This is a genomic window from Streptomyces sp. NPDC048441 (assembly GCF_043200235.1).
Lineage (GTDB): Bacteria > Actinomycetota > Actinomycetes > Streptomycetales > Streptomycetaceae > Streptomyces.
In genome coordinates, this window is record NZ_JBICXM010000002.1 from 526280 (window position 1) to 544409 (window position 18130).

An 18130-nucleotide genomic window follows, 5' to 3' on the forward strand; every position below is an offset into this window, starting at 1 on the left:
CGTCCAGCACTGGTCGTGCACCGCCGAACCGGGAGGGTATCCCCCAACCATGCCTTTGGCCCGCCGCACTTTCCTCACCGCCATCGCCGGTACGACCGGCGCCGCCGTGGCCTGTTCCGGAGCCGCCGCGGACGGCGCCCACGCCAAGGAGCCGGCCGCGCTCGAAGCCGCCCGGCGGCTGCTCCCCAAGCACTGGGAACAGCTCACCTTCGAGACCGCGGGACCGGCCGACGCCTTCCGGATATCCGGGCGGCGCGGGCACATCACCGTCACCGGTGCGGGCCCCGCCGCCCAACTGACCGGACTCCGCCACTACTTGAAGCACACCGCGCACGCGAACATCACCTGGGCCGGCGACCAGCTGGACCTTCCCGACCGGCTGCCGGGCCTGGACAAGCCGGTGAGCGGACGCGCGAACGCCCCGCACCGCTTCGTGCTCAACGACACGAACGACGGCTACACGGGGGCGTACCACGACTGGTCGTACTGGGAGCGCGAGCTCGACGTGCTGGCGCTGCACGGCTACAACGAAGTCCTCGTGTACGTCGGCGCGGACGCGCTCTACCACCGATTGTTCAAGGAGTTCGGCTACTCCGACCAGGAGCTGCGCGCATGGATACCGGCCCCGGCGCACCAGCCGTGGTGGCTGCTCCAGAACATGTCCGCGTTCCCGTACCCCGTCTCGCGCCAACTCCTTGACCAGAGAGCCGCGTTGGGCCGCCGTATCGCGGACCGGGTGCGCGAGCTCGGCATGACACCGGTCCTCCCCGGTTACTTCGGGACGGTCCCGCCCGGCTTCGCCGCGAAGAACCCCGGAGCGAAGACCGTGCCTCAGGGCGACTGGGTGGGCTTCACCCGGCCCGACTGGCTCGACCCGCGCACGGAGCACTTCACCCGCGTGGCCGCAGCGTTCTACCGCGCCCAGGACGAGCTCTTCGGCACGTCCACCATGTACAAAATGGACCTGCTCCACGAGGGCGGGAAGCCGGGCGACGTGCCGGTCCCGGACGCGGCGAAGGCCGTCGAGAAGGCCCTCCAGACCGCGCATCCCGGTGCCACCTGGGTGATCCTCGGCTGGCAGAGCAATCCACCCAAGGCCATCGTGGACGCCATCGACAAGTCGAGGATGCTCGTGGTCGACGGGCTCTCCGACCGCTTCCCGAAGATCACCGACCGCGAGTCCGACTGGAACTCGACCCCGTACACCTTCGGCTCGATCTGGAACTTCGGCGGCCACACCACCCTCGGCGCCAACACCCCCGACTGGGCGGATCTCTACGAGAAGTGGCGCACTAAGGACGGCAGCACGCAGTGCGGCATCTCCCTGATGCCGGAGGCGGCCGACAACAACCCTGCCGCCTTCGAGTTGTTCTCCGAACTTGCCTGGCGCACAGGCGACCTGGACCTCGACGCCTGGTTCACCGAGTGGTCCGAGTCCCGCTACGGCGCGGCCGACCCGCACGCGGCCGCCGCCTGGGACGTCCTGCGCCGCACCGCGTACGGCACGACCCGCGCCGACGAGTGGGCCGAGGGCGCGGACGGCCTCTTCGGCGCGCGCCCCGACCTGGCGGCGAAGTCGGCGGCGTCCTGGTCGCCGAAGGCGATGCGGTACGAGCCCGCCGACTTCGAGCCCGCGCTGGCCGAACTCCTCGCGGTGCGCAGCCAGTTGCGCAACTCGCGCGCCTACCGCCAGGACGTACTGGACGTGGCACGGCAGTCCCTCTCCAACCGCAGCCGGGTACTCCTCCCCCAGCTCAAGCAGGCGTACGACGCCGAGGACAGCACCCGCTTCGACGAGCTGACCCGCAGCTGGCTCGGGCACATGGACCTGCTCGACAAGCTGGTGGCCACCGACTCCCGCCACCTCCTCGGCCGTTGGGTCGCCGATGCCCGCTCCTGGGGCGCCGACGCGACCGAGCGGGACCGGCTCGCGTACGACCAGCTGTCGCTGCTCACCGTCTGGGGCACGCGCTCCGGGGCGGACGCGGGGCTGCGCGACTACGCCAACCGGGAGTGGGCCGGGCTTGTCGGCGGGCTCTACCGGCTGCGCTGGGAAACGTACTTCAAGGAGCTGCGGTCGGCGCTCGGCGAGGGCCGGGCGCCGAAGGCCATCGACTGGTTCGAGCTCGAAGACGGTTGGATTCGTGACCCGGGCGATCTGGCCACCCGGCCGACCGGAGACACGTACAAAATCGCTGTTCAGGTGCACGAACGGCTGACCGGAACGCGATAGCCGGAGGGGGCACGGCCTCCAAGATCATCAACTCGCCCTCCATTGACGGGTATACGTCACTCCGAAACTCTGGTAGGAAACTTTCCTAACAGTACGTGCACTCCGACGCGCAGCCCGCGGAAGAGAAATCGGAACGACGAACTCCCCCCACCCTGGAGGTCCCGTGCCCACCCCCCAGCACAGCCCCGCACCCCGCATACACACCTCGCGCCGCACCCTGCTCGCCTTCGTCGGCGCCGCCCTCGTGGCGGGCCCGGTGATCGCCTCCCAGACGGCGGGCGCCTCCCCCACCGCCAAGGCGGGCGGACTCGACGATCCGGCGAAGAAGGACATCGCCATGAAGATCGTGTGCAGCGCGGAGAACTCCGACCTCAACTGGAAGGACTACTACCGCTACTGCGAGGACATCGGCGACGGCCGTGGCTACACCGCCGGGATCATCGGCTTCTGCTCCGGCACCGGCGACATGCTCGACCTCGTCGAGCTGTACACCAAGCGCAAGCCGGACAACATCCTCGCCAAGTACCTGCCCGCACTGCGCGAGGTCGACGGCACGGACTCCCACGAGGGCCTGGACCCCAACTACAAGCCCGACTGGGAGAAGGCCGCCGAGGACCCCGAATTCCAGAAGGCGCAGAACGACGAGCGTGACCGCGTCTACTTCACCCCGGCGGTCAAGCAGGGCAAGGCGGACGGCATCGGCGTACTCGGCCAGTTCGCGTACTACGACGCGATCGTCATGCACGGCGACGGCGGCGACAGCACCGGCTTCAGCAACATCCGCAAGCGCGCGCTCGATTCGGCCAAGACGCCGGCCGACGGCGGCGACGAGACGGACTATCTGAACGCCTTCCTGGACGCGCGGGTCTGGGCGATGAAGCAGGAGGAGGCCCACGAGGACACCAGCCGCGTCGACACGGCACAGCGGGTGTTCCTGAAGAAGGGCAACCTGAACCTGGACACTCCGCTGGAGTGGAAGGTGTACGGGGATCCGTACCGGATCGGCTGAGAGCCTGTGTCATATCCCCGCGCGCCCGACCGGGGATATGACACAGGCTCTGAGTGCTCCTCATCGGCGCGGGGGTGCCACGACCCCGCGCCCTCGCGCCGATGTAGCAGCGCTAACGCGATACGTGAAGAACTCTTCGCTGGTGCTCGACGGCGCCGCCGACCGATCCTTGCCCAATGATCGGAATGAACGCGTTCCTCGGCGTCGTAGTGGTCTCCCTGGGCATGGTGCTCACGCCGGGCCCCAACATGATGTACCTCGTCTCGCGGAGCATCACCCAGGGCAGGCGGGCCGGAACGATCTCCCTAGCGGGGGTCGCCGTCGGGTTCCTCGTCTACCTCAGCGCCGCCAACCTCGGCCTTTCCCTGGTCTTCCTCGCCGTCCCCCAGCTGTACGTGGCCGTGAAGCTGGCGGGGGCGGCCTACTTGGCGTGGCTGGCCTGGAAGGCGCTGAAGCCGGGCGGCGTATCGGCCTTCACCCAGCAGGAGTTGACCCCGGACTCGCCCCGGCGGCTGTTCTCCATGGGAATGCTGACGAACCTCCTGAACCCGAAGGTCGCCATCATGTACGTCTCGCTCATACCGCAGTTCATCGACCCGGCCTCCGGCCACACCCTCATGCAGGGCTTCGTGCTCGGCGGCATCCAGATCTCCATCAGCCTGGGCGTGAACCTCGCCATCGTCATGGCGGCCGGCACCATCGCCCTCTTCCTGGCCCGCCGCCCGACCTGGCTGCGGATCCAGCGGTACGTGATGGGCACGGTGCTCGGGGCGCTGGCCCTCCACCTGGCAACGGATCGCGCTCCGTCGGCGGCGGCGAGCTGAGGACCGCACGTCACCCCGTCACAACAACCGTCGCCGCCAACACCGCGGCGATCCCCCCGAGGACCATCACCACGCTGGTGGACGTCGCGTCCACCAGCGTTCCGCCTGCCAGCGCGCCGAACGAGAACGTCGCCTGGAACGATGATGTGAACACCACGGACGCGGCCTCGGGCGCACCCGGTGCCGCCGTCACGAACCACGTCTGCGAGCAGACCGGCACCGCTCCGTACGCGACGCCCCAGACCAGGAGCAGCGCGAGCGCGCCCGCCTTCCCCGTGCCGAGAACGGGCAGTAGCAGCGTCGCGGTGGCCAGCAGGCACGCGGCCACCGTGAACGTGAGGCGCGGCTTGCGTCTCACCCACGCACCCGCGAGGAAGTTGCCGGCGATGCCCGCAACGCCGTACGCCAGGAGGAATACGGTGATGAGCCGGGGGCCCGCGTGGGTGACGTCCGCCAGGAACGGCGTGACGTAGGTGTACGTGCCGAAGTGGGCCGTCACGATGAGGAAGGTCGCGACCAGACCGACCCTGACGCGGGGCCTGCCGAGCAGGTCCCGGAGGACCGTCAGCCGGGTGACCTGCTCCGGCGGCAGAGGTGGCACGGTCAGCACGAGCGCGGCGAGTACGGCCAGCGTCAGGACACCCATCGCGATGAACACCACGCGCCAGTCCGCCAGTTGACCCAGCAGCGTCCCCGCCGGTACGCCGAGCACCGAGCCCAGCGGGACGGCGGAGAAGATCACGGCAGTTGCCCGGCCGGCCTGCGCCTCGGGGACCAGGCGCGCCGCAAGGCCCGACCCGATGGACCAGAAGGCCCCGATGACGAGGCCCACCAGAACCCGGGAGGCGAGTAACAGCCAGTAGGCGTGCGCGACCGCTGCGAGGAAGTTCGCGAGGGCGAGCACCAGAATCAGGGCGCAGAGCATGTGGCGCCGGTCGATTCGTCCGGTCGTGACCGTCACAGTCGGTGCGGCGACTGCGGCGAGGATGCCGGGCAGGGTCATCATCAGGCCTGCCGTGCCGTCCGAGATGCCGAAGGTGTCGCCGATGGGGGTCAACAGGCCGATCGGCAGGATCTCGGTGGTGACGATGGAGAAGATCCCCATGGTCAGGGAGAGGACGGCCAGCCAGCCGACCAGGGGCGAACGGGTGGGGAGAGCGGCGGGGTTGCCGGGCGAGGCCGATGTGGTGGGTGCGGGCATACTGCCGACTTCAGCAGCACAGCCCCTTCCCCGTCTGGCGTGAATTCGACGTCAACGTTCGCCCGGCGTAGTGCTCAGTCCGTCCAGGACGAGGTCGAGGAGGCGTTCGGCCTGCTCCCGCTGTTCGGGCCGTGCCGAGGTGAGGGCGATACCGGCGAGGGCGGCGAACATGTCGGTCGGCCGGATGTCGGACCGGATCGCCCCGGCTTCGGAACCGGCCTCCATGAGCTCGGAGAGGGCGGACTGGATCAGCTCGCGGCTGTCGCCGTAGGGGTTGGTCCCCGAGGCGACGACGGCGCGCAACGCCTCGGCCATGCCCAGCTTGGCGGTGGCGTAGTCGATGAAGCGGCGCAACCATGCGCGGAGGGCCTCGCGCGGCGGCAGCGTATCCAGGAGGCCGGGGACGGCGTCGCACAGCCGGGCCACCTCGTTGCGGTACGCCGCCTCGATCAGGGCCTCGCGGGTCGGGAAGTTGCGGTAGAGGGTGCCGGTTCCCACGCCCGCCTCCTTGGCGATGCGCTCGAAATGCGCGTCGAGCCCGTCCTCGGTAAAGACGCTCACCGCAGCGGCCAGGATCTTGTCCCGGTTGCGCTGGGCGTCGGCCCGCAGCGGGCGTCCTGCTTCTCGGGCCATGGGCGGCTCTCCTCACTCCACGGTTGCTAAGTGGAGGCGCCTCCACTTAGGCTGAGTGAAGTGGCGGCGCCTCCACTTCACTCATGGGCTCGAGCATCTCACGCCCGCAAGCCCCGACCCCTCCCTACGAAAGGACTGCCCCATGTCGGGAATCGAAGGCAAAGTCGTGGCGATCACGGGCGCGAGCAGCGGCATCGGCGAGGCCACCGCGCTCCTGCTCGCGGAGCGTGGCGCGAAGGTGGTCCTCGGGGCACGTCGCCCGGACCGCCTCGAGGACCTGGCCGCCCGCATCGAAGCGGCCGGCGGCGAAGCCGCCTGGGTCCGCACGGACGTGACGCGACGCGCGGACCTGCCCGCCCTTGTCGAGCTCGCCCGCCACCGGTTCGGCAAGCTCGACGTCCTCGTCAGCAATGCCGGGGTCGGCCTGATCTCCCCCCTGGACGACCTGCGCGTCGATGACTGGGAAGAGATGATCGACGTCAACCTCAAGGGCGTGCTGTACGGGATCGCCGCCGCCCTGCCCGTCTTCCGGGAGCAGGGCTTCGGACACTTCGTCAACACCGTGTCCACCGCCGGGCTGCGCATCGTGCCGCTCCAGTCGGTGTACGCCGCCACCAAGAACGCCGTCCGCACCGTCTCCGAGGGGCTGCGCCAGGAGGCGGGTGAGCGGCTGCGCGTCACCGTCGTCTCACCTGGCTATGTCCGTACGGACTTCGGACAGCGCATGGAACCGGAGATCCGGGCCCGGATCTCCGGCCAGATGGAAAAGGTCGCGATCCCGCCGGACGCGGTGGCCCGCGCCATCGCCTTCGCCGTCGAGCAGCCGGACGGCGTCGACGTGGGCGACATCGTCGTCCGGCCCACCGCGCAGAGCTAGTGCGTGACGCAGGAGGTCGGCCCGGCGTCACGCACGTCACGTCAGTGGGCCCCCGCTGCGGAAGACCCTTCGTGCACCCGCTGTTCAGCTATTTCTCCCCCCGCCTCCATCGGAGCCGTCACATCGTCGTCGTCCTTGCGTCCGCCGATGTGGTTGAAGACCAGGTTCAGGAGGACGGCCGCCACACAGCCCGTCGAGATGCCCGAGTCGAGGATGATCTTCGCGGTCTCCGGGAACGCGTGGTAGAACTCCGGCGCCGCGATCGGGATCAGGCCCACGGCCAGCGAGACCGCCACGATCAGGACGTTGTTGTCCTTCTCCAGGTTCGCCTTGACCAGCGTCTGGATGCCGCTCGCCGCGACCGAGCCGAAGAGCACGACGCCCGCGCCGCCGAGCACCGGACGCGGTACGACGGCGATGAGCGAGGCGGCCATCGGACACAGGCCCATCAGGACCAGGAAGCCGCCGCCCGTGGCGACCACGTACCGGCTGCGGATCTTCGTCATCGCGACCAGGCCGATGTTCTGCGCGAAGGCGCTGCACATGAAGCCGTTGAAGAGCGGGCTGATCGCCGAGCCGAGGGTGTCGGCGCGCAGTCCTGCCGCGATGGTCTTCTCGTCGGCGGGGCGGTCGACGATCTCGCCGAGGGCGAGCATGTCGGCCGTCGACTCCGTCATCGAGACGACCATGACGACGCACAGGGAGACGATCGCCGCCGCCGCGAACTGCGGGGCGCCGAAGTGGAACGGCGTCGGGAAGCCGATGACGTCCGCGTCGCCGACCGGACTGAAGTCCGTGACGCCGAACGGGATCGCGATGAGCGTGCCGACGACGAGACCGAGGAGTACGGCGATCTGCTTGACGAAGCCGGTCGTGAAGCGGCGCAGGAGCAGGACGATCACGAGGGTGATGCCCGCGAGGCCGAGGTTCTTCATCGAGCCGTAGTCATCGGCGCCCGGCACCGGACCCTGGGCCCAGCCGAAGGCCACCGGCATCAGTGAGATACCGATGAGGGTGATGACGGTACCGGTCACGACGGGCGGGAAGAAGCGGACCATCTTCGAGAAGAACGGGGCCGCGACAAAGCCGAGCAGGCCCGCGACGATCACCGCCCCGAAGATGATGGGGAGCGCGTCGTCCTTGTCCTTGGTCGAGTCGACGACCGCGAGCATCGGCGCGACACCGGCGAAGGTGACGCCGTTGACGAAGGGCAGGCGGGCGCCGATCTTCCAGATGCCGAGCGTCTGGAGGAAGGTGGCGAGACCCGCGGTGAAGAGGCACGCACCGGTGAGGAAGGTGAGTTCCTTCGGGGAGAGGCCGATCGCCGCGCCCACGATGAGCGGCGGGGCGACGACACCCGCGTACATGGCCGCCACGTGCTGGAGGCCGGTGGTCGCCATCTTCAGGGGCGGGAGCTTCTCGTCGACGGGGTGAACGTTTGCTATGTCGCTCTCACCGTCGGTTTCGGAAGTTTCTGGGGTGGTGCCTTGCTTGGTGAACCTGGGCTGAGTGGCCACTGTGGCTCCTCCGGTTGTTTTCCAGTGCGGGCAGGACTGCCGGCACTTTTCGCTTCAGGGAGGTGGTGCGTGGTGCAAGGGCTTGCTCGATGTGAAGTTGTGAGTGGTGCGCCCAGGTAGTGCTGACCGCCCCGGGAACGTGAAGCTTTGGGCCACGTTCCGGGGCGGCACTTGAGCAACCCGCTCGGCTGCTCAAGTCCGGTCAGGGGCCGTCCCCCCTGACCGGAGTTCGTGGGTTCAGCTCTCGGCGGTGATCCGCGCGAGGCGCTGTGCCTCGTCCCGCGCCGACCGGGCGATGGCGTCCTCGTCGACGTGCAGCAGGCGGCCGTCCTCGACGATCGGGCGGCCGTTGACGAGGGAGAGCGTGACCGGGGCCGCCGCACCGAAGACGATGGCGGTCACCGGGTCGGCGATCGAGGAGTGCCCGATGCCGTCGATCTTCCAGAGGACCAGGTCGGCGAGCTTGCCCGCTTCGAGCGACCCGATCTGCGTGGCACGGCCCAGGACCTGGGCGCCGCCGAAGGTGCCGAGGCGCAGCGCCTGACGCGCGTTCAGGGCTGCCTCGCGGTGCGCGCCGAGGCGGTTGATGAGGAGTGCGTTGCGCAGCTCGGTGTGCAGCTCGCCGGACTCGTTGGACGCGGTGCCGTCGACACCGAGGCCGACCGGGACGCCCGCCTTCAGCATGTCGGGTACGCGGGCGATGCCCGCTGCCAGCCGCGCGTTGGAGGACGGGCAGTGCGCGACTCCCGTACCGGTACGGGCGAACGCGGCGATGTCGGAGTCGTTCATGTGGACGCAGTGCGCCATCCACACGTCGTCACCGAGCCAGCCCGTCGACTCGAAGTAGTCGGTGGGACCCATGCCGAACAGCTCCTTGCAGAACTGCTCCTCCTCGACCGTCTCGCTGCCGTGGGTGTGCAGACGTACGCCGAGGCGACGGGCCAACTCGGCGCCCTGCCGCATCAGTTCGGTCGACACGGAGAACGGCGAGCAAGGGGCGACGGCCACCTGCGTCATCGAGTCGAAGGACGCGTCGTGGAACTTCTTGACGGTCTCCTCGGTGGCGGAGAGCGCGCCTTCGAGGGTCTCGACGGCGAAGTCCGGCGGCAGGCCGCCGTCCTTGACGCTGCGGTCCATGGAACCGCGGGCCAGGGTGAAGCGGACACCCATCTCGCTCGCCGCACCGATGATCGCGCCGGACAGGTCACCGGAACCCTGCGGGTACACGTAGTGGTGGTCCATGGCGGTGGTGACACCGCCGCGGGCCATCATGCCGAGGGAACCCTGAGCGGCCGCGCGGGCCATCTGCTCGTCGATGCGCGCCCACGTCGGGTACAGCGCGACGAGCCAGTTGAAGAGGTTGTGGTCGGTGGCCAGGCCGCGGGTGATCCACTGGTAGAAGTGGTGGTGCGTGTTGACCAGGCCGGGGGTCACCAGGTGACCGGTGCCGTCCACGCGGCGTACGACGTTGGCCAGGCCCTCGGGGGCCTTTCCCGCGCCGATGGACTCGATCTTGTTCCCAGCGACGACGACGTATCCCGATGCGTACTCGGTGTCGTCGGCGTCGACGGTCGCGATGGCACAGTTCTCGATGACGATGCGCTGCGGGTCTGCCGGTGCTGCCATGGTGCTTCTTCCTTCTTTTACAGGTGGCGATGTGGGCACGGCATGACCCTAGGAAGATTTGAGTGCCGCGGCCGCGGGGCTGCGGGTGCCGAGATGGTTGAAGAACAGGTTGAGCAGGACCGCGGTCAGCGCTCCCGCACTGATTCCGGAGCCGAGGACGGTCTGCGCCCAGGCCGGGAATTCGGCGTAGAAGGTGGGCGCGGCGAGCGGGATGATGCCCGCCCCGAGCGCGACGGCCACCAGGATGATGTTGGAGCTGTCGTCGAGGCCCGCCTCGGAGAGCGTACGGATGCCGCTCACCGCGATGGAGCCGAAGAGGACGATGCCCGCGCCGCCGAGGACCGGCATCGGTACGAGGCTGACGACCGCGCCGAGCATCGGGAAGGCACCGAGCACGATGAGGGCACCGCCCGCGACGGCCACGACATAGCGGCTGCGTACACGTGTCAGGGAGACGACGCCGACGTTCTGTGCGAAGGCCGAGGTCGGGAAGCCGCCGAAGACGGGTCCGATGAGCGTCGCGATGCCGTCCGTGCGCAGGCCGCGGGTGATGGTCTTCCCGTCGCTCTTGCGCTCGCAGATCTCGCCGAGGGCGAGCATTCCGGCCGACGACTCGGTCATCAGGACCAGCATCACGATGCAGAGCGAGAGGATCGCGGCGGGCTGGAACTCCGGGGCGCCGAAGGCGAAGGGCGTCGGAAGCGCTGCCACCGGCGCGGACTTGATGGCGCCGAAGTCGGCCATGCCGAACGGGATCGCGGCGAGCGTTCCGATGAACAGGCCGAGCAGTAGGGCGACTTGCCTGAGAAAGCCGCGCCCGAAGCGCTGGAAGATCAGGATCACGACGAGCGTGAAGGCGGCGAGCGCCAGGTACTTCATGGCGCCGAAGTCCGCGGCGGTCTTGTCGCCGCCCTGCGCCCAGGTGACGGGCACGGGCATCAGCGTCACGCCGATGAGCGTGATGACGACGCCGGTGACGAGCGGCGGGAAGAAGCGGAGGAGCCGGCCGAAGAAGGGGCCGACCGCGAGGCAGAAGACGCCGGCGACCATCACCGCGCCGTAGATGGCCGGGAGTTGATGACCTTTGGCGCTGTTCTCGGCGATGGCGAGAATGGGAGCGATGCCCGCGGACGAGGCGGCGTTCACGAAGGGGAGCCGGTTGCCGACGAACCCCTTGACGCCGAGCGTCTGCAGGATCGTGGCGAGTCCGGCGATCAGCAGGCTCGCGGCGATGAGGCGCGTCTGCGCGACCGTGTCCAGGCCGACGGCCTGGCCGATGATCAGCGGCGGAGTGACGACGCCCGCGTACATGGCGGCGATGTGCTGGAGCGCGGCGGGGACGAGCCGCGAGGGGTGGAGCTTCTCATCCACCGGATGACAGGCGGGAGTTGACTCGCCGGGTATTGACTCGCCGGAAGTCGACTCGCCGTCGGCTATGTCCGATGGGGTGGAACACGGGCCGCTCGTCGGCCCTTTGGCAGGCTGTGGCATTGCTGCTGTTCCCTCCGGTGTGGCGCGCCCCCGTCCGCTGCGGACGGACGGGGGCGCGCGACCCGCGTCAGAGGTTGGTCATGTCGACCGGGATCTTCGGCTGGACGCCGTCCCTGAGAACCGTGGCCTCGATCAGGCCGTAGGGGCGGTCCGCCGCGAAGTAGACCTCGTTGTCGTTCTTGAGACCGAAGGGCTCGAGGTCCACCAGGAAGTGGTGGTTGTTCGGCAGCGAGAAGCGGATCTCGTCGATCTCGCTCCGGCTGTTGATGACGCGCGAACCCATTTGGTAGAGGGTCTGCTGCAACGAGAGGGAGTACGTCTCGGCGAAGGCCTGCAGCATGTGCTTCTTGGCCTGCTCGTACGACTTCTCCCAGTTGGGCATCCGGTCGGCGTCGCTGGTCCAGTTGTAACGCCAGGCGGCGGAGACGTCCGTGCACAGGACACGGTCGTACGCCTCCTTCAGCGTCGTGTACTTGTCCTTGACGTAGCCCCAGAACTCCGAGTTGGTGGAGTTCATGACCGTGAGGTCCTTGAGCCCGGAGATGATCTCCCAGTTCTCACCGTCGAAGGTGATCTGCGTGGTGCGCAGCTCCTGGCCCTTGCGGGCGAAGGAGTGGTTGACCTCGTCCGAGCCGATGAACTTGGAGTTGTTGTCCGAGGTCGCGATGCGCTCCCAGGAGTACTCCTCGATGCGGATGCGCGCGACCTTGATCGGCTCCTGGGACGTCACGAAGTGCCGGGCCAGGTGGATGCCGAACTGCTCGGCGGACTCGATGCCGTACTCCTTGGCGAACGCGTACACCGTGTTCTTGGTGGTGTCCGTCGGCAGGACGTTCGCGTTCGAGCCGGAGTAGTGGACGTCGTCCATGTCGCCGGAGAGCGCGACCGAGACGTTCAGGTCCTTGATGTGATGGGTGTCGCCGTCCCGCGTGATCTTGACGACGCGGTTCTCTGCTTTGCCGTACTGGTTCTGGCCGAGAATCGTGGGCATGTCTGCTAGCTCCCTCGGTAAACGGAGTAGCCGAACGGGTTGAGCAGCAGCGGTACGTGATAGTGCTCGCCCGGGTTGACGGCGAAAGTGATCGCCACCTCCGGGAAGAACGCACCGCTGTCCCTTACGCGGGGGGCGTCCTGCTGCGCCTCGGCTTGCTTCTTCTTTACGAAGTACTCCTCGACCTCAAAGTCGAGTCGTACGTGAGTGGTGCCTTCCGGCAGGGCCGGGAGGTCTTTGCAACGCCCGTCCGCGTCGGTCGCGGAGCCACCGAGCGCCACCCACTCGGCGTCACGGCCGCTGCGGGCCGTGAGCGAGATGGCGACACCCTCTGCGGGGCGTCCGACGCTGGTGTCCAGGATGTGCGTGGACACCGAGGCGGTGGTGTCAGTGCTCATCAGTCGTTGTCCTCTTCTGTTTCTACGAGACGGGTCAGCCGGATGCGGTTGATCTTCCCGAGTTCGGTGCGCACGATCTCGCGCTCCGCCTCGGCCGAGTTGCCGATCCGTGCCTTCATCGCGTCGCGCATCTGCTCACCGGTGGCCCCGGTGGCGCAGATCAGAAAGACATGTCCGAACCGGTCCTGGTAGGCCAGGTTCAGTTCGAGCATCTCGGCCTTGAGCTCCTCGGAGGCTCCCGCCATGCCGCGCTGTTCGCGCGACGATGTGGGATCCCCGGGCTTCGGGCGGCCGATCGGCGGGTGCCCCGCCATCGCCTCGGCGAGATCCTCCGCGGTCAGCTCGGCCATGGCGGCGTCACTGGCGGCGAAGAGGGCTTCGACGGTGGAGAAGGGGCGCTGGGAAAGCAGTCTGCTTCCCCAGGCCGATGACGCGCAGGCCTCGTGGAGGGCGGCGGTGGCCGCGCTCTCCGGTGAGGCGTTGAACCGGGCAAGGCCCGGCGTCGAGCTCGAAGTCACGGGTGCCTCCGTGGCCATACGGCCTTGTGCTGGACGGGCTGCGGATAGCTAACGCCAGCCGAAACACCACGTCAACACTTTGTTGAAAACTTCGGGTAACAAAGGCCGCCGCCCGGTTAACGGACGACGGCCTCCCGGTGACCTCCTGGCCCGCACAGGCCTTGGGGCGTCAGGTCGAGCGGTTCAAGTAGTTGTAAACCGTGAAGCGTGAGACGCCGAGCGCGCCCGCGACCGTCTCCACGCCATGCCGTACGGAGAAGGCGCCGCGCGCCTCGAGTATCCGTACGACCTCCTGCTTGGCCTTGCGGTCGAGGTCCGACAAGGGCATCCCCCGCTTGCGCTCCAGGGCGACCAGGATGTGGTCGAGGGAGTCGGCGAGCTGTGGAAGGCGTACGGCGACCACGTCCTCGCCCTGCCAGGCGAGCACGACGTCGTCGGTGCCCGCCTGGTCAGGGGGCATGATTTCGCCGCCCATGGCGTCCACCAGCGGCTTGACGGCGGCCACGAAGGGGCCGTGGTCGTCTCTGGCACCGGTCATTCGATGGCCTCCCCCGACTCTCCGAGCACGTTCACCTGGAGCGAGACGCGGGTGGCGCCCGCCGCCAGGGCCTTGCGCAGCAGCGCGTCGACGGCGGTCAGGACCTCGTCGGAGCCGCCCTCCGCGGTATTGCCGAAGGGGCCGACGTCCACGGCGTCGAGATCGGCCCCCTGGATGACGTCACGCGCCACCAGCGCATGGGGCGGCGCCTCGTCCAGGTCGAAGGGTTCGGTCGTGAACTCCACTCTCAATCGCACGCGCACAACCTACTGCCGTGTGGTGATTTTCCGGCAGCCCCCTCTTGACAAGGGCGGATCCTCGACGGCAATCTTCCATCAGACAGAAATTAACTTCCGCTATACGGAAGGAGCGCGGAAGCCCCATGGGATACTCCGACCAGCGCTTCAATGTGAACCTGTCGATCCTCTTCACGGAACTCCCGCTCCTGGAGCGCCCCGCGGCTGCCGCCGCGGCGGGCTTCACGGCGGTCGAGCTGTGGTGGCCCTGGGTCGACGCCCCCACCCCCGAGCAGTCCGAGCTCGACGCCCTCAGGGCCGCGATCACGGACGCCGGCGTACAGCTGGTGGGCCTGAACTTCTATGCCGGGCAGCTGCCGGGTCCCGACCGGGGCGCGCTGTCGATACCGGGCGAGGAGAGCGAGAAGTTCCGCGCGAACCTCGCGGTCGCGGCGGACTTCGCCAAGTCCCTCGGCTGCGAGGCGCTCAACGCGCTGTACGGCAACCGGGTGGAGGGGGTCGACCCCGCCGTCCAGGACGAACTCGCCCTGGAGAACCTGGTGCTTGCCGCCCGCGAGGCGGACCGCGTCGGTGCCGTGCTGCTGATCGAGGCTCTCAACAAGCCCGAGTCGCCGCTCTGCCCGATCGTCAGCGCGGATGCGGCGATCGCCGTGGTGGACAAGGTGAATGCCGCTACCGGACTCGGTAACGCGAAGTTCCTCATGGACCTCTACCACCTGTCCATGAACGGTGAGGACCTGCCTGCCGTCATCGAGCGGTACGTGGCCCAGACCGGGCATGTGCAGATCGCTGACAATCCTGGCCGTGGGGCCCCGGGCACGGGGGCGCTTCCGCTGGAGGAGCTGCTTGATCAGCTCCGGAAGGCCGGGTACGAGGGGTTTGTCGGGCTGGAGTACAAGGCGGGCGACCGTCCTAGTGCTGAGGCTTTCGGCTGGCTGCCAGCTGCGGGCTAGACCGCCGCTTCGCGGCGGATGTCTCCCACCCGCCCACCCGGCACCCAGCACCCGATTCGTCGAAGTAGACAAGCTTTTAGAGAGGCTCTCACCATGAGCAACCTTCCCAAGATCGCGTGGATCGGACTCGGCATCATGGGATCCCCCATGTCCGAGAACCTGATCAAGGCTGGCTACTCCGTCACCGGCTTCACCCTTGAGCAGGACAAGCTGGACCGCCTCGCCGCGGCCGGTGGCTCCGTCGCCAAGTCGATCGCCGAGGCCGTCAAGGACGCCGACGTCATCGTCACGATGGTGCCCGCGTCTCCGCAGGTCGAGGCCATCGCGTACGGCGAGAACGGCATCCTGGAGAACGCGAAGTCCGGTGCGCTGATCGTCGACATGTCGTCGATCACCCCGCAGACCTCCGTGGACCTGGCCAAGGCCGCCAAGGACAAGGGCATCCGCGTTCTGGACGCCCCGGTGTCGGGTGGCGAGGCCGGTGCCATCGAGGCCGTGCTCTCCATCATGGTCGGCGGCGAGAAGGCCGACTTCGACGAGGCCAAGCCCCTCCTCGACGCCCTCGGCAAGACCATCGTGCTGTGCGGTCCGCACGGCTCGGGGCAGACCGTGAAGGCCGCCAACCAGCTGATCGTCGCCGTGAACATCCAGGCGTGCGCCGAGGCCGTCGTCTTCCTGGAGAAGTCCGGGGTGGACCTGACCGCCGCCCTCGACGTCCTGAACGGGGGGCTCGCGGGCTCGACCGTACTGACCCGCAAGAAGGACAACTTCCTCAAGCGCGACTTCAAGCCCGGATTCCGGATCGACCTGCACCACAAGGACATGGGCATCGTCACCGACGCCGCCCGCAATGTCGGTGCCTCGCTCCCGGTCGGCGCCGTGGTCGCCCAGCTCGTCGCCTCGCTGCGCACGCAGGGTGACGGCGGCCTCGACCACTCCGCGCTGCTTCGCGGCGTGGAGCGCCTGTCGGGCGCCGAGCTCTAAGAGCTCCCCTCAACGGGAGCTCCCCTCAACTTCCGGGTCGCGGTGGCGCTGACACCTGTCCTGTCGCGCCCAGGCGTCACCGCGGCCCGGAACTCAAGCCACATCGCCGCATCGCCGCACCCCAAAACTTCAACAAACTGTTGACGTAGCTGTTCAGGCGTACTTACGCTCGCGTCACCTCAGCAGTTTCAGTAGTCCGTACGGAAGGTCAACCTCGCCACCATGTCGAAGCGTGTGCTCACGACCGAGTCCGGCGCCCCCGTCGCCGACAATCAGAACTCCGCCACCGCCGGCGTCGGTGGTCCGCTTCTCCTCCAGGACCAGCACCTCCTCGAGAAGCTCGCCCGCTTCAACCGCGAGCGCATCCCGGAGCGTGTCGTGCACGCCCGTGGTTCCGGTGCCTACGGCTACTTCGAGGTGACCGACGACGTCACCGCGTACACCTCGGCCGACTTCCTGAACACCGTCGGCAAGCGCACCGAGACGTTCCTGCGCTTCTCCACGGTGGCCGACAGCCTCGGCGGCGCGGACGCGGTCCGCGACCCGCGCGGCTTCGCGCTGAAGTTCTACACCGAGGAGGGGAACTACGACCTCGTCGGCAACAACACCCCGGTCTTCTTCATCAAGGACCCGATCAAGTTCCCGGACTTCATCCACTCCCAGAAGCGCGACCCCTTCACGGGCAAGCAGGAGCCGGACAACGTCTGGGACTTCTGGGCGCACGCCCCCGAGGCGACGCACCAGGTGACGTGGCTGATGGGTGACCGCGGCATCCCCGCGTCGTACCGCCACATGAACGGCTACGGCTCGCACACCTACCAGTGGACGAACGAGGCGGGCGAGGCCTTCTTCGTGAAGTACCACTTCAAGACGAACCAGGGCGTACGCAGCCTGTCGGCCGAGCAGGGCGCCGAGCTCGCGGGCACGGACGCGAACTCGCACCAGACGGACCTCCTCCAGGCCATCGAGCGCGGCGTGAACCCGTCCTGGACGCTGCACGTGCAGATCATGCCGGCGGCCGACGCGGCGGACTACCGCTTCAACCCCTTCGACCTGACGAAGGTGTGGCCGCACAGCGACTACCCGTTGCAGCGCGTGGGCCGCCTGGTCCTCGACCGCAACCCCGACAACGTCTTCGCCGAGGTCGAGCAGGCCGCCTTCTCCCCGAACAACTTCGTTCCGGGTATCGGTCCGTCCCCCGACAAGATGCTCCAGGGCCGCCTGTTCGCGTACGCGGACGCGCACCGCTACCGCCTGGGCGTCAACCACACGCTGCTCGCGGTGAACGCGCCGAAGGCCGTCCTTGGGGGGAAGGCTGACAACTACGGCCGCGACGGCCTGATGGCATCCAACGCGTACGGCCGTGACCGCAAGAACTACGAGCCCAACTCGTACGACGGCCCCGCCGAGACCGGTCAGGCGCTCTCCGCGCCGCTGGCCGTCAACGGCCACACGGGCACACACGAGGCCCCGCTCCACACCAAGGACGACCACTTCTTCCAGGCGGGTGAGCTGTACCGCCTGATGTCGGCGGAGGAGCAGTCCCGTCTGGTGGCGAACATCGCCGGCGGCCTCTCGCAGGTCACTCGCGACGACGTCATCGAGAAGAACCTGGCCCACTTCCACGCCGCCGACGCCGAGTACGGCAAGCGCGTGGAAGAGGCGGTCCGCGCCCTGCGCGAGGACTAGAACTCCTGGACTGCGCCGGGGATTTGACGGGAGGTCAATTCTCCGGCGCCGTGCCCGCGCCATCATGGAACCCGGATGAGGGGTGGTCCCATGATGTAACGGGTGCCGGACGAGGACCGCGGCGGCTCTGCGAGCCAGTGCGGTGGTGAAGGTCAGGCGGATCCCTTCTCGACCTGAGGGAGGGGAAATCCGCCGGTCCATTCGCAGCCGCCGCGGTCCCAGCCGCTTTCGGGCCCCTGGGCCTTGACCCATATGACTCCGTCCGGCAGCGCGTATGCATGTTCCGCCAGTCGCGCGCGGTCGGACGGCTTCAATCAGAGCGCCGAGTACGGACGGTCCCGTACTCGGCGCTCTTTCGCGTGCGCGGGCCCTGGCGGCGGCGCTGTGGGGC

The 18130-nt window shown here is 68.4% G+C and carries 17 protein-coding genes; 7 read left to right on the forward strand and 10 right to left on the reverse strand.

Annotated elements, in window-relative coordinates; all coding sequences use genetic code 11:
- Positions 1–49: 49 nt before the first annotated feature.
- The 3 genes from ACGFSB_RS06680 to ACGFSB_RS06690 all read left to right on the forward strand — a co-directional run bounded on the left by ACGFSB_RS06680 (position 50) and on the right by ACGFSB_RS06690 (position 4066).
- Positions 50–2233: an alpha-N-acetylglucosaminidase gene (locus ACGFSB_RS06680; RefSeq protein WP_393395060.1), complete on the forward strand. Its 2184-nt coding sequence runs from the start codon at positions 50–52 to the stop codon at positions 2231–2233.
- A gap of 163 nt (positions 2234–2396) precedes the next feature.
- On the forward strand, positions 2397–3242 hold the full coding sequence (locus ACGFSB_RS06685; protein ID WP_393395063.1) for a chitosanase: 846 nt from the start codon (positions 2397–2399) through the stop codon (positions 3240–3242).
- Positions 3243–3418: 176 nt separating this feature from the next.
- A complete protein-coding gene (locus ACGFSB_RS06690) occupies positions 3419–4066 on the forward strand; it encodes a LysE family translocator (protein WP_393395066.1) in 648 nt (215 codons plus the stop codon).
- A 10-nt stretch (positions 4067–4076) separates the two neighbouring features.
- Here the strand turns inward: ACGFSB_RS06690 and ACGFSB_RS06695 are convergent, their stop codons facing one another.
- Both ACGFSB_RS06695 and ACGFSB_RS06700 read right to left on the reverse strand, forming a co-directional pair.
- The gene (locus ACGFSB_RS06695; RefSeq protein ID WP_393395069.1) at positions 4077–5267 is read right to left on the reverse strand and encodes an MFS transporter; all 1191 of its coding nucleotides are present in this window, start codon (positions 5265–5267) and stop codon (positions 4077–4079) included.
- Between the two features lie 51 nt (positions 5268–5318).
- Positions 5319–5900: a TetR/AcrR family transcriptional regulator gene (locus ACGFSB_RS06700; protein ID WP_393395072.1), complete on the reverse strand. Its 582-nt coding sequence runs from the start codon at positions 5898–5900 to the stop codon at positions 5319–5321.
- A gap of 142 nt (positions 5901–6042) precedes the next feature.
- Between ACGFSB_RS06700 and ACGFSB_RS06705 the strand changes: the two genes are divergently transcribed.
- Positions 6043–6777 (forward strand): SDR family oxidoreductase, encoded by a 735-nt coding sequence (locus ACGFSB_RS06705; protein WP_393395075.1) that lies wholly within the window; start codon positions 6043–6045, stop codon positions 6775–6777.
- A gap of 41 nt (positions 6778–6818) precedes the next feature.
- On the opposite strand, the gene ACGFSB_RS06710 is transcribed toward ACGFSB_RS06705, so the two are convergent.
- The 8 genes from ACGFSB_RS06710 to ACGFSB_RS06745 all read right to left on the reverse strand — a co-directional run bounded on the left by ACGFSB_RS06710 (position 6819) and on the right by ACGFSB_RS06745 (position 14113).
- Entirely contained in the window at positions 6819–8177 is a 1359-nt protein-coding gene (locus ACGFSB_RS06710; protein WP_393395807.1) for a nucleobase:cation symporter-2 family protein, read from the reverse strand.
- Positions 8178–8531: 354 nt separating this feature from the next.
- A complete protein-coding gene (locus ACGFSB_RS06715) occupies positions 8532–9920 on the reverse strand; it encodes an 8-oxoguanine deaminase (RefSeq protein ID WP_393395078.1) in 1389 nt (462 codons plus the stop codon).
- A gap of 48 nt (positions 9921–9968) precedes the next feature.
- On the reverse strand, positions 9969–11411 hold the full coding sequence (locus tag ACGFSB_RS06720) for a nucleobase:cation symporter-2 family protein (RefSeq protein ID WP_393395081.1): 1443 nt from the start codon (positions 11409–11411) through the stop codon (positions 9969–9971).
- A gap of 67 nt (positions 11412–11478) precedes the next feature.
- Entirely contained in the window at positions 11479–12402 is a 924-nt protein-coding gene (gene pucL, locus ACGFSB_RS06725) for a factor-independent urate hydroxylase (protein ID WP_393395084.1), read from the reverse strand.
- Between the two features lie 5 nt (positions 12403–12407).
- Positions 12408–12800, reverse strand: a complete 393-nt coding sequence (gene uraH, locus ACGFSB_RS06730) for a hydroxyisourate hydrolase (protein WP_393395087.1) — start codon at positions 12798–12800, stop codon at positions 12408–12410.
- Positions 12800–13318 carry a 2-oxo-4-hydroxy-4-carboxy-5-ureidoimidazoline decarboxylase gene (uraD, locus tag ACGFSB_RS06735; protein ID WP_393395090.1) on the reverse strand — a complete coding sequence of 173 codons (519 nt, stop codon included), beginning with the start codon at positions 13316–13318 and terminating at the stop codon, positions 12800–12802. The genes uraH and uraD overlap by 1 nt, the downstream gene beginning before the upstream one ends.
- A 169-nt stretch (positions 13319–13487) precedes the next feature.
- A complete protein-coding gene (locus ACGFSB_RS06740) occupies positions 13488–13856 on the reverse strand; it encodes a helix-turn-helix domain-containing protein (RefSeq protein ID WP_393395092.1) in 369 nt (122 codons plus the stop codon).
- Complete coding sequence (locus ACGFSB_RS06745; RefSeq protein ID WP_393395094.1) at positions 13853–14113, reverse strand: hypothetical protein; 261 nt, start codon at positions 14111–14113, stop codon at positions 13853–13855. Before ACGFSB_RS06745 ends, ACGFSB_RS06740 begins: the two co-directional genes overlap by 4 nt.
- Positions 14114–14238: 125 nt before the next feature.
- On the opposite strand from ACGFSB_RS06745, the gene ACGFSB_RS06750 reads away from it, so the two are divergent.
- The 3 genes from ACGFSB_RS06750 to ACGFSB_RS06760 all read left to right on the forward strand — a co-directional run bounded on the left by ACGFSB_RS06750 (position 14239) and on the right by ACGFSB_RS06760 (position 17739).
- Entirely contained in the window at positions 14239–15066 is an 828-nt protein-coding gene (locus tag ACGFSB_RS06750) for a TIM barrel protein (RefSeq protein WP_393395097.1), read from the forward strand.
- 93 nt (positions 15067–15159) lie between these two features.
- Positions 15160–16050: a 2-hydroxy-3-oxopropionate reductase gene (locus tag ACGFSB_RS06755; RefSeq protein WP_383330381.1), complete on the forward strand. Its 891-nt coding sequence runs from the start codon at positions 15160–15162 to the stop codon at positions 16048–16050.
- A gap of 222 nt (positions 16051–16272) precedes the next feature.
- Positions 16273–17739, forward strand: coding sequence for a catalase (locus tag ACGFSB_RS06760; RefSeq protein ID WP_393395100.1), 1467 nt, complete (start codon positions 16273–16275; stop codon positions 17737–17739).
- Positions 17740–18130: the final 391 nt, after the last annotated feature.

Excerpts from the sequence above, each read along its gene's own strand:
- ACGFSB_RS06695 (WP_393395069.1), bottom strand. The coding sequence starts at position 5,267 with ATGCCCGCACCCACCACATCGGCCTCGCCCGGCAACCCCGCCGCTCTC.
- ACGFSB_RS06750 (WP_393395097.1), top strand. The coding sequence starts at position 14,239 with ATGGGATACTCCGACCAGCGCTTCAATGTGAACCTGTCGATCCTCTTC.
- ACGFSB_RS06680 (WP_393395060.1), top strand. The coding sequence starts at position 50 with ATGCCTTTGGCCCGCCGCACTTTCCTCACCGCCATCGCCGGTACGACC.
- ACGFSB_RS06710 (WP_393395807.1), bottom strand. The coding sequence starts at position 8,177 with ATGGCGACCACCGGCCTCCAGCACGTGGCGGCCATGTACGCGGGTGTC.
- uraH (WP_393395087.1), bottom strand. The coding sequence starts at position 12,800 with ATGAGCACTGACACCACCGCCTCGGTGTCCACGCACATCCTGGACACC.
- ACGFSB_RS06700 (WP_393395072.1), bottom strand. The coding sequence starts at position 5,900 with ATGGCCCGAGAAGCAGGACGCCCGCTGCGGGCCGACGCCCAGCGCAAC.
- pucL (WP_393395084.1), bottom strand. The coding sequence starts at position 12,402 with ATGCCCACGATTCTCGGCCAGAACCAGTACGGCAAAGCAGAGAACCGC.
- ACGFSB_RS06720 (WP_393395081.1), bottom strand. The coding sequence starts at position 11,411 with ATGCCACAGCCTGCCAAAGGGCCGACGAGCGGCCCGTGTTCCACCCCA.
- ACGFSB_RS06760 (WP_393395100.1), top strand. The coding sequence starts at position 16,273 with ATGTCGAAGCGTGTGCTCACGACCGAGTCCGGCGCCCCCGTCGCCGAC.
- ACGFSB_RS06755 (WP_383330381.1), top strand. The coding sequence starts at position 15,160 with ATGAGCAACCTTCCCAAGATCGCGTGGATCGGACTCGGCATCATGGGA.
- ACGFSB_RS06690 (WP_393395066.1), top strand. The coding sequence starts at position 3,419 with ATGATCGGAATGAACGCGTTCCTCGGCGTCGTAGTGGTCTCCCTGGGC.
- ACGFSB_RS06740 (WP_393395092.1), bottom strand. The coding sequence starts at position 13,856 with ATGACCGGTGCCAGAGACGACCACGGCCCCTTCGTGGCCGCCGTCAAG.
- ACGFSB_RS06705 (WP_393395075.1), top strand. The coding sequence starts at position 6,043 with ATGTCGGGAATCGAAGGCAAAGTCGTGGCGATCACGGGCGCGAGCAGC.
- ACGFSB_RS06715 (WP_393395078.1), bottom strand. The coding sequence starts at position 9,920 with ATGGCAGCACCGGCAGACCCGCAGCGCATCGTCATCGAGAACTGTGCC.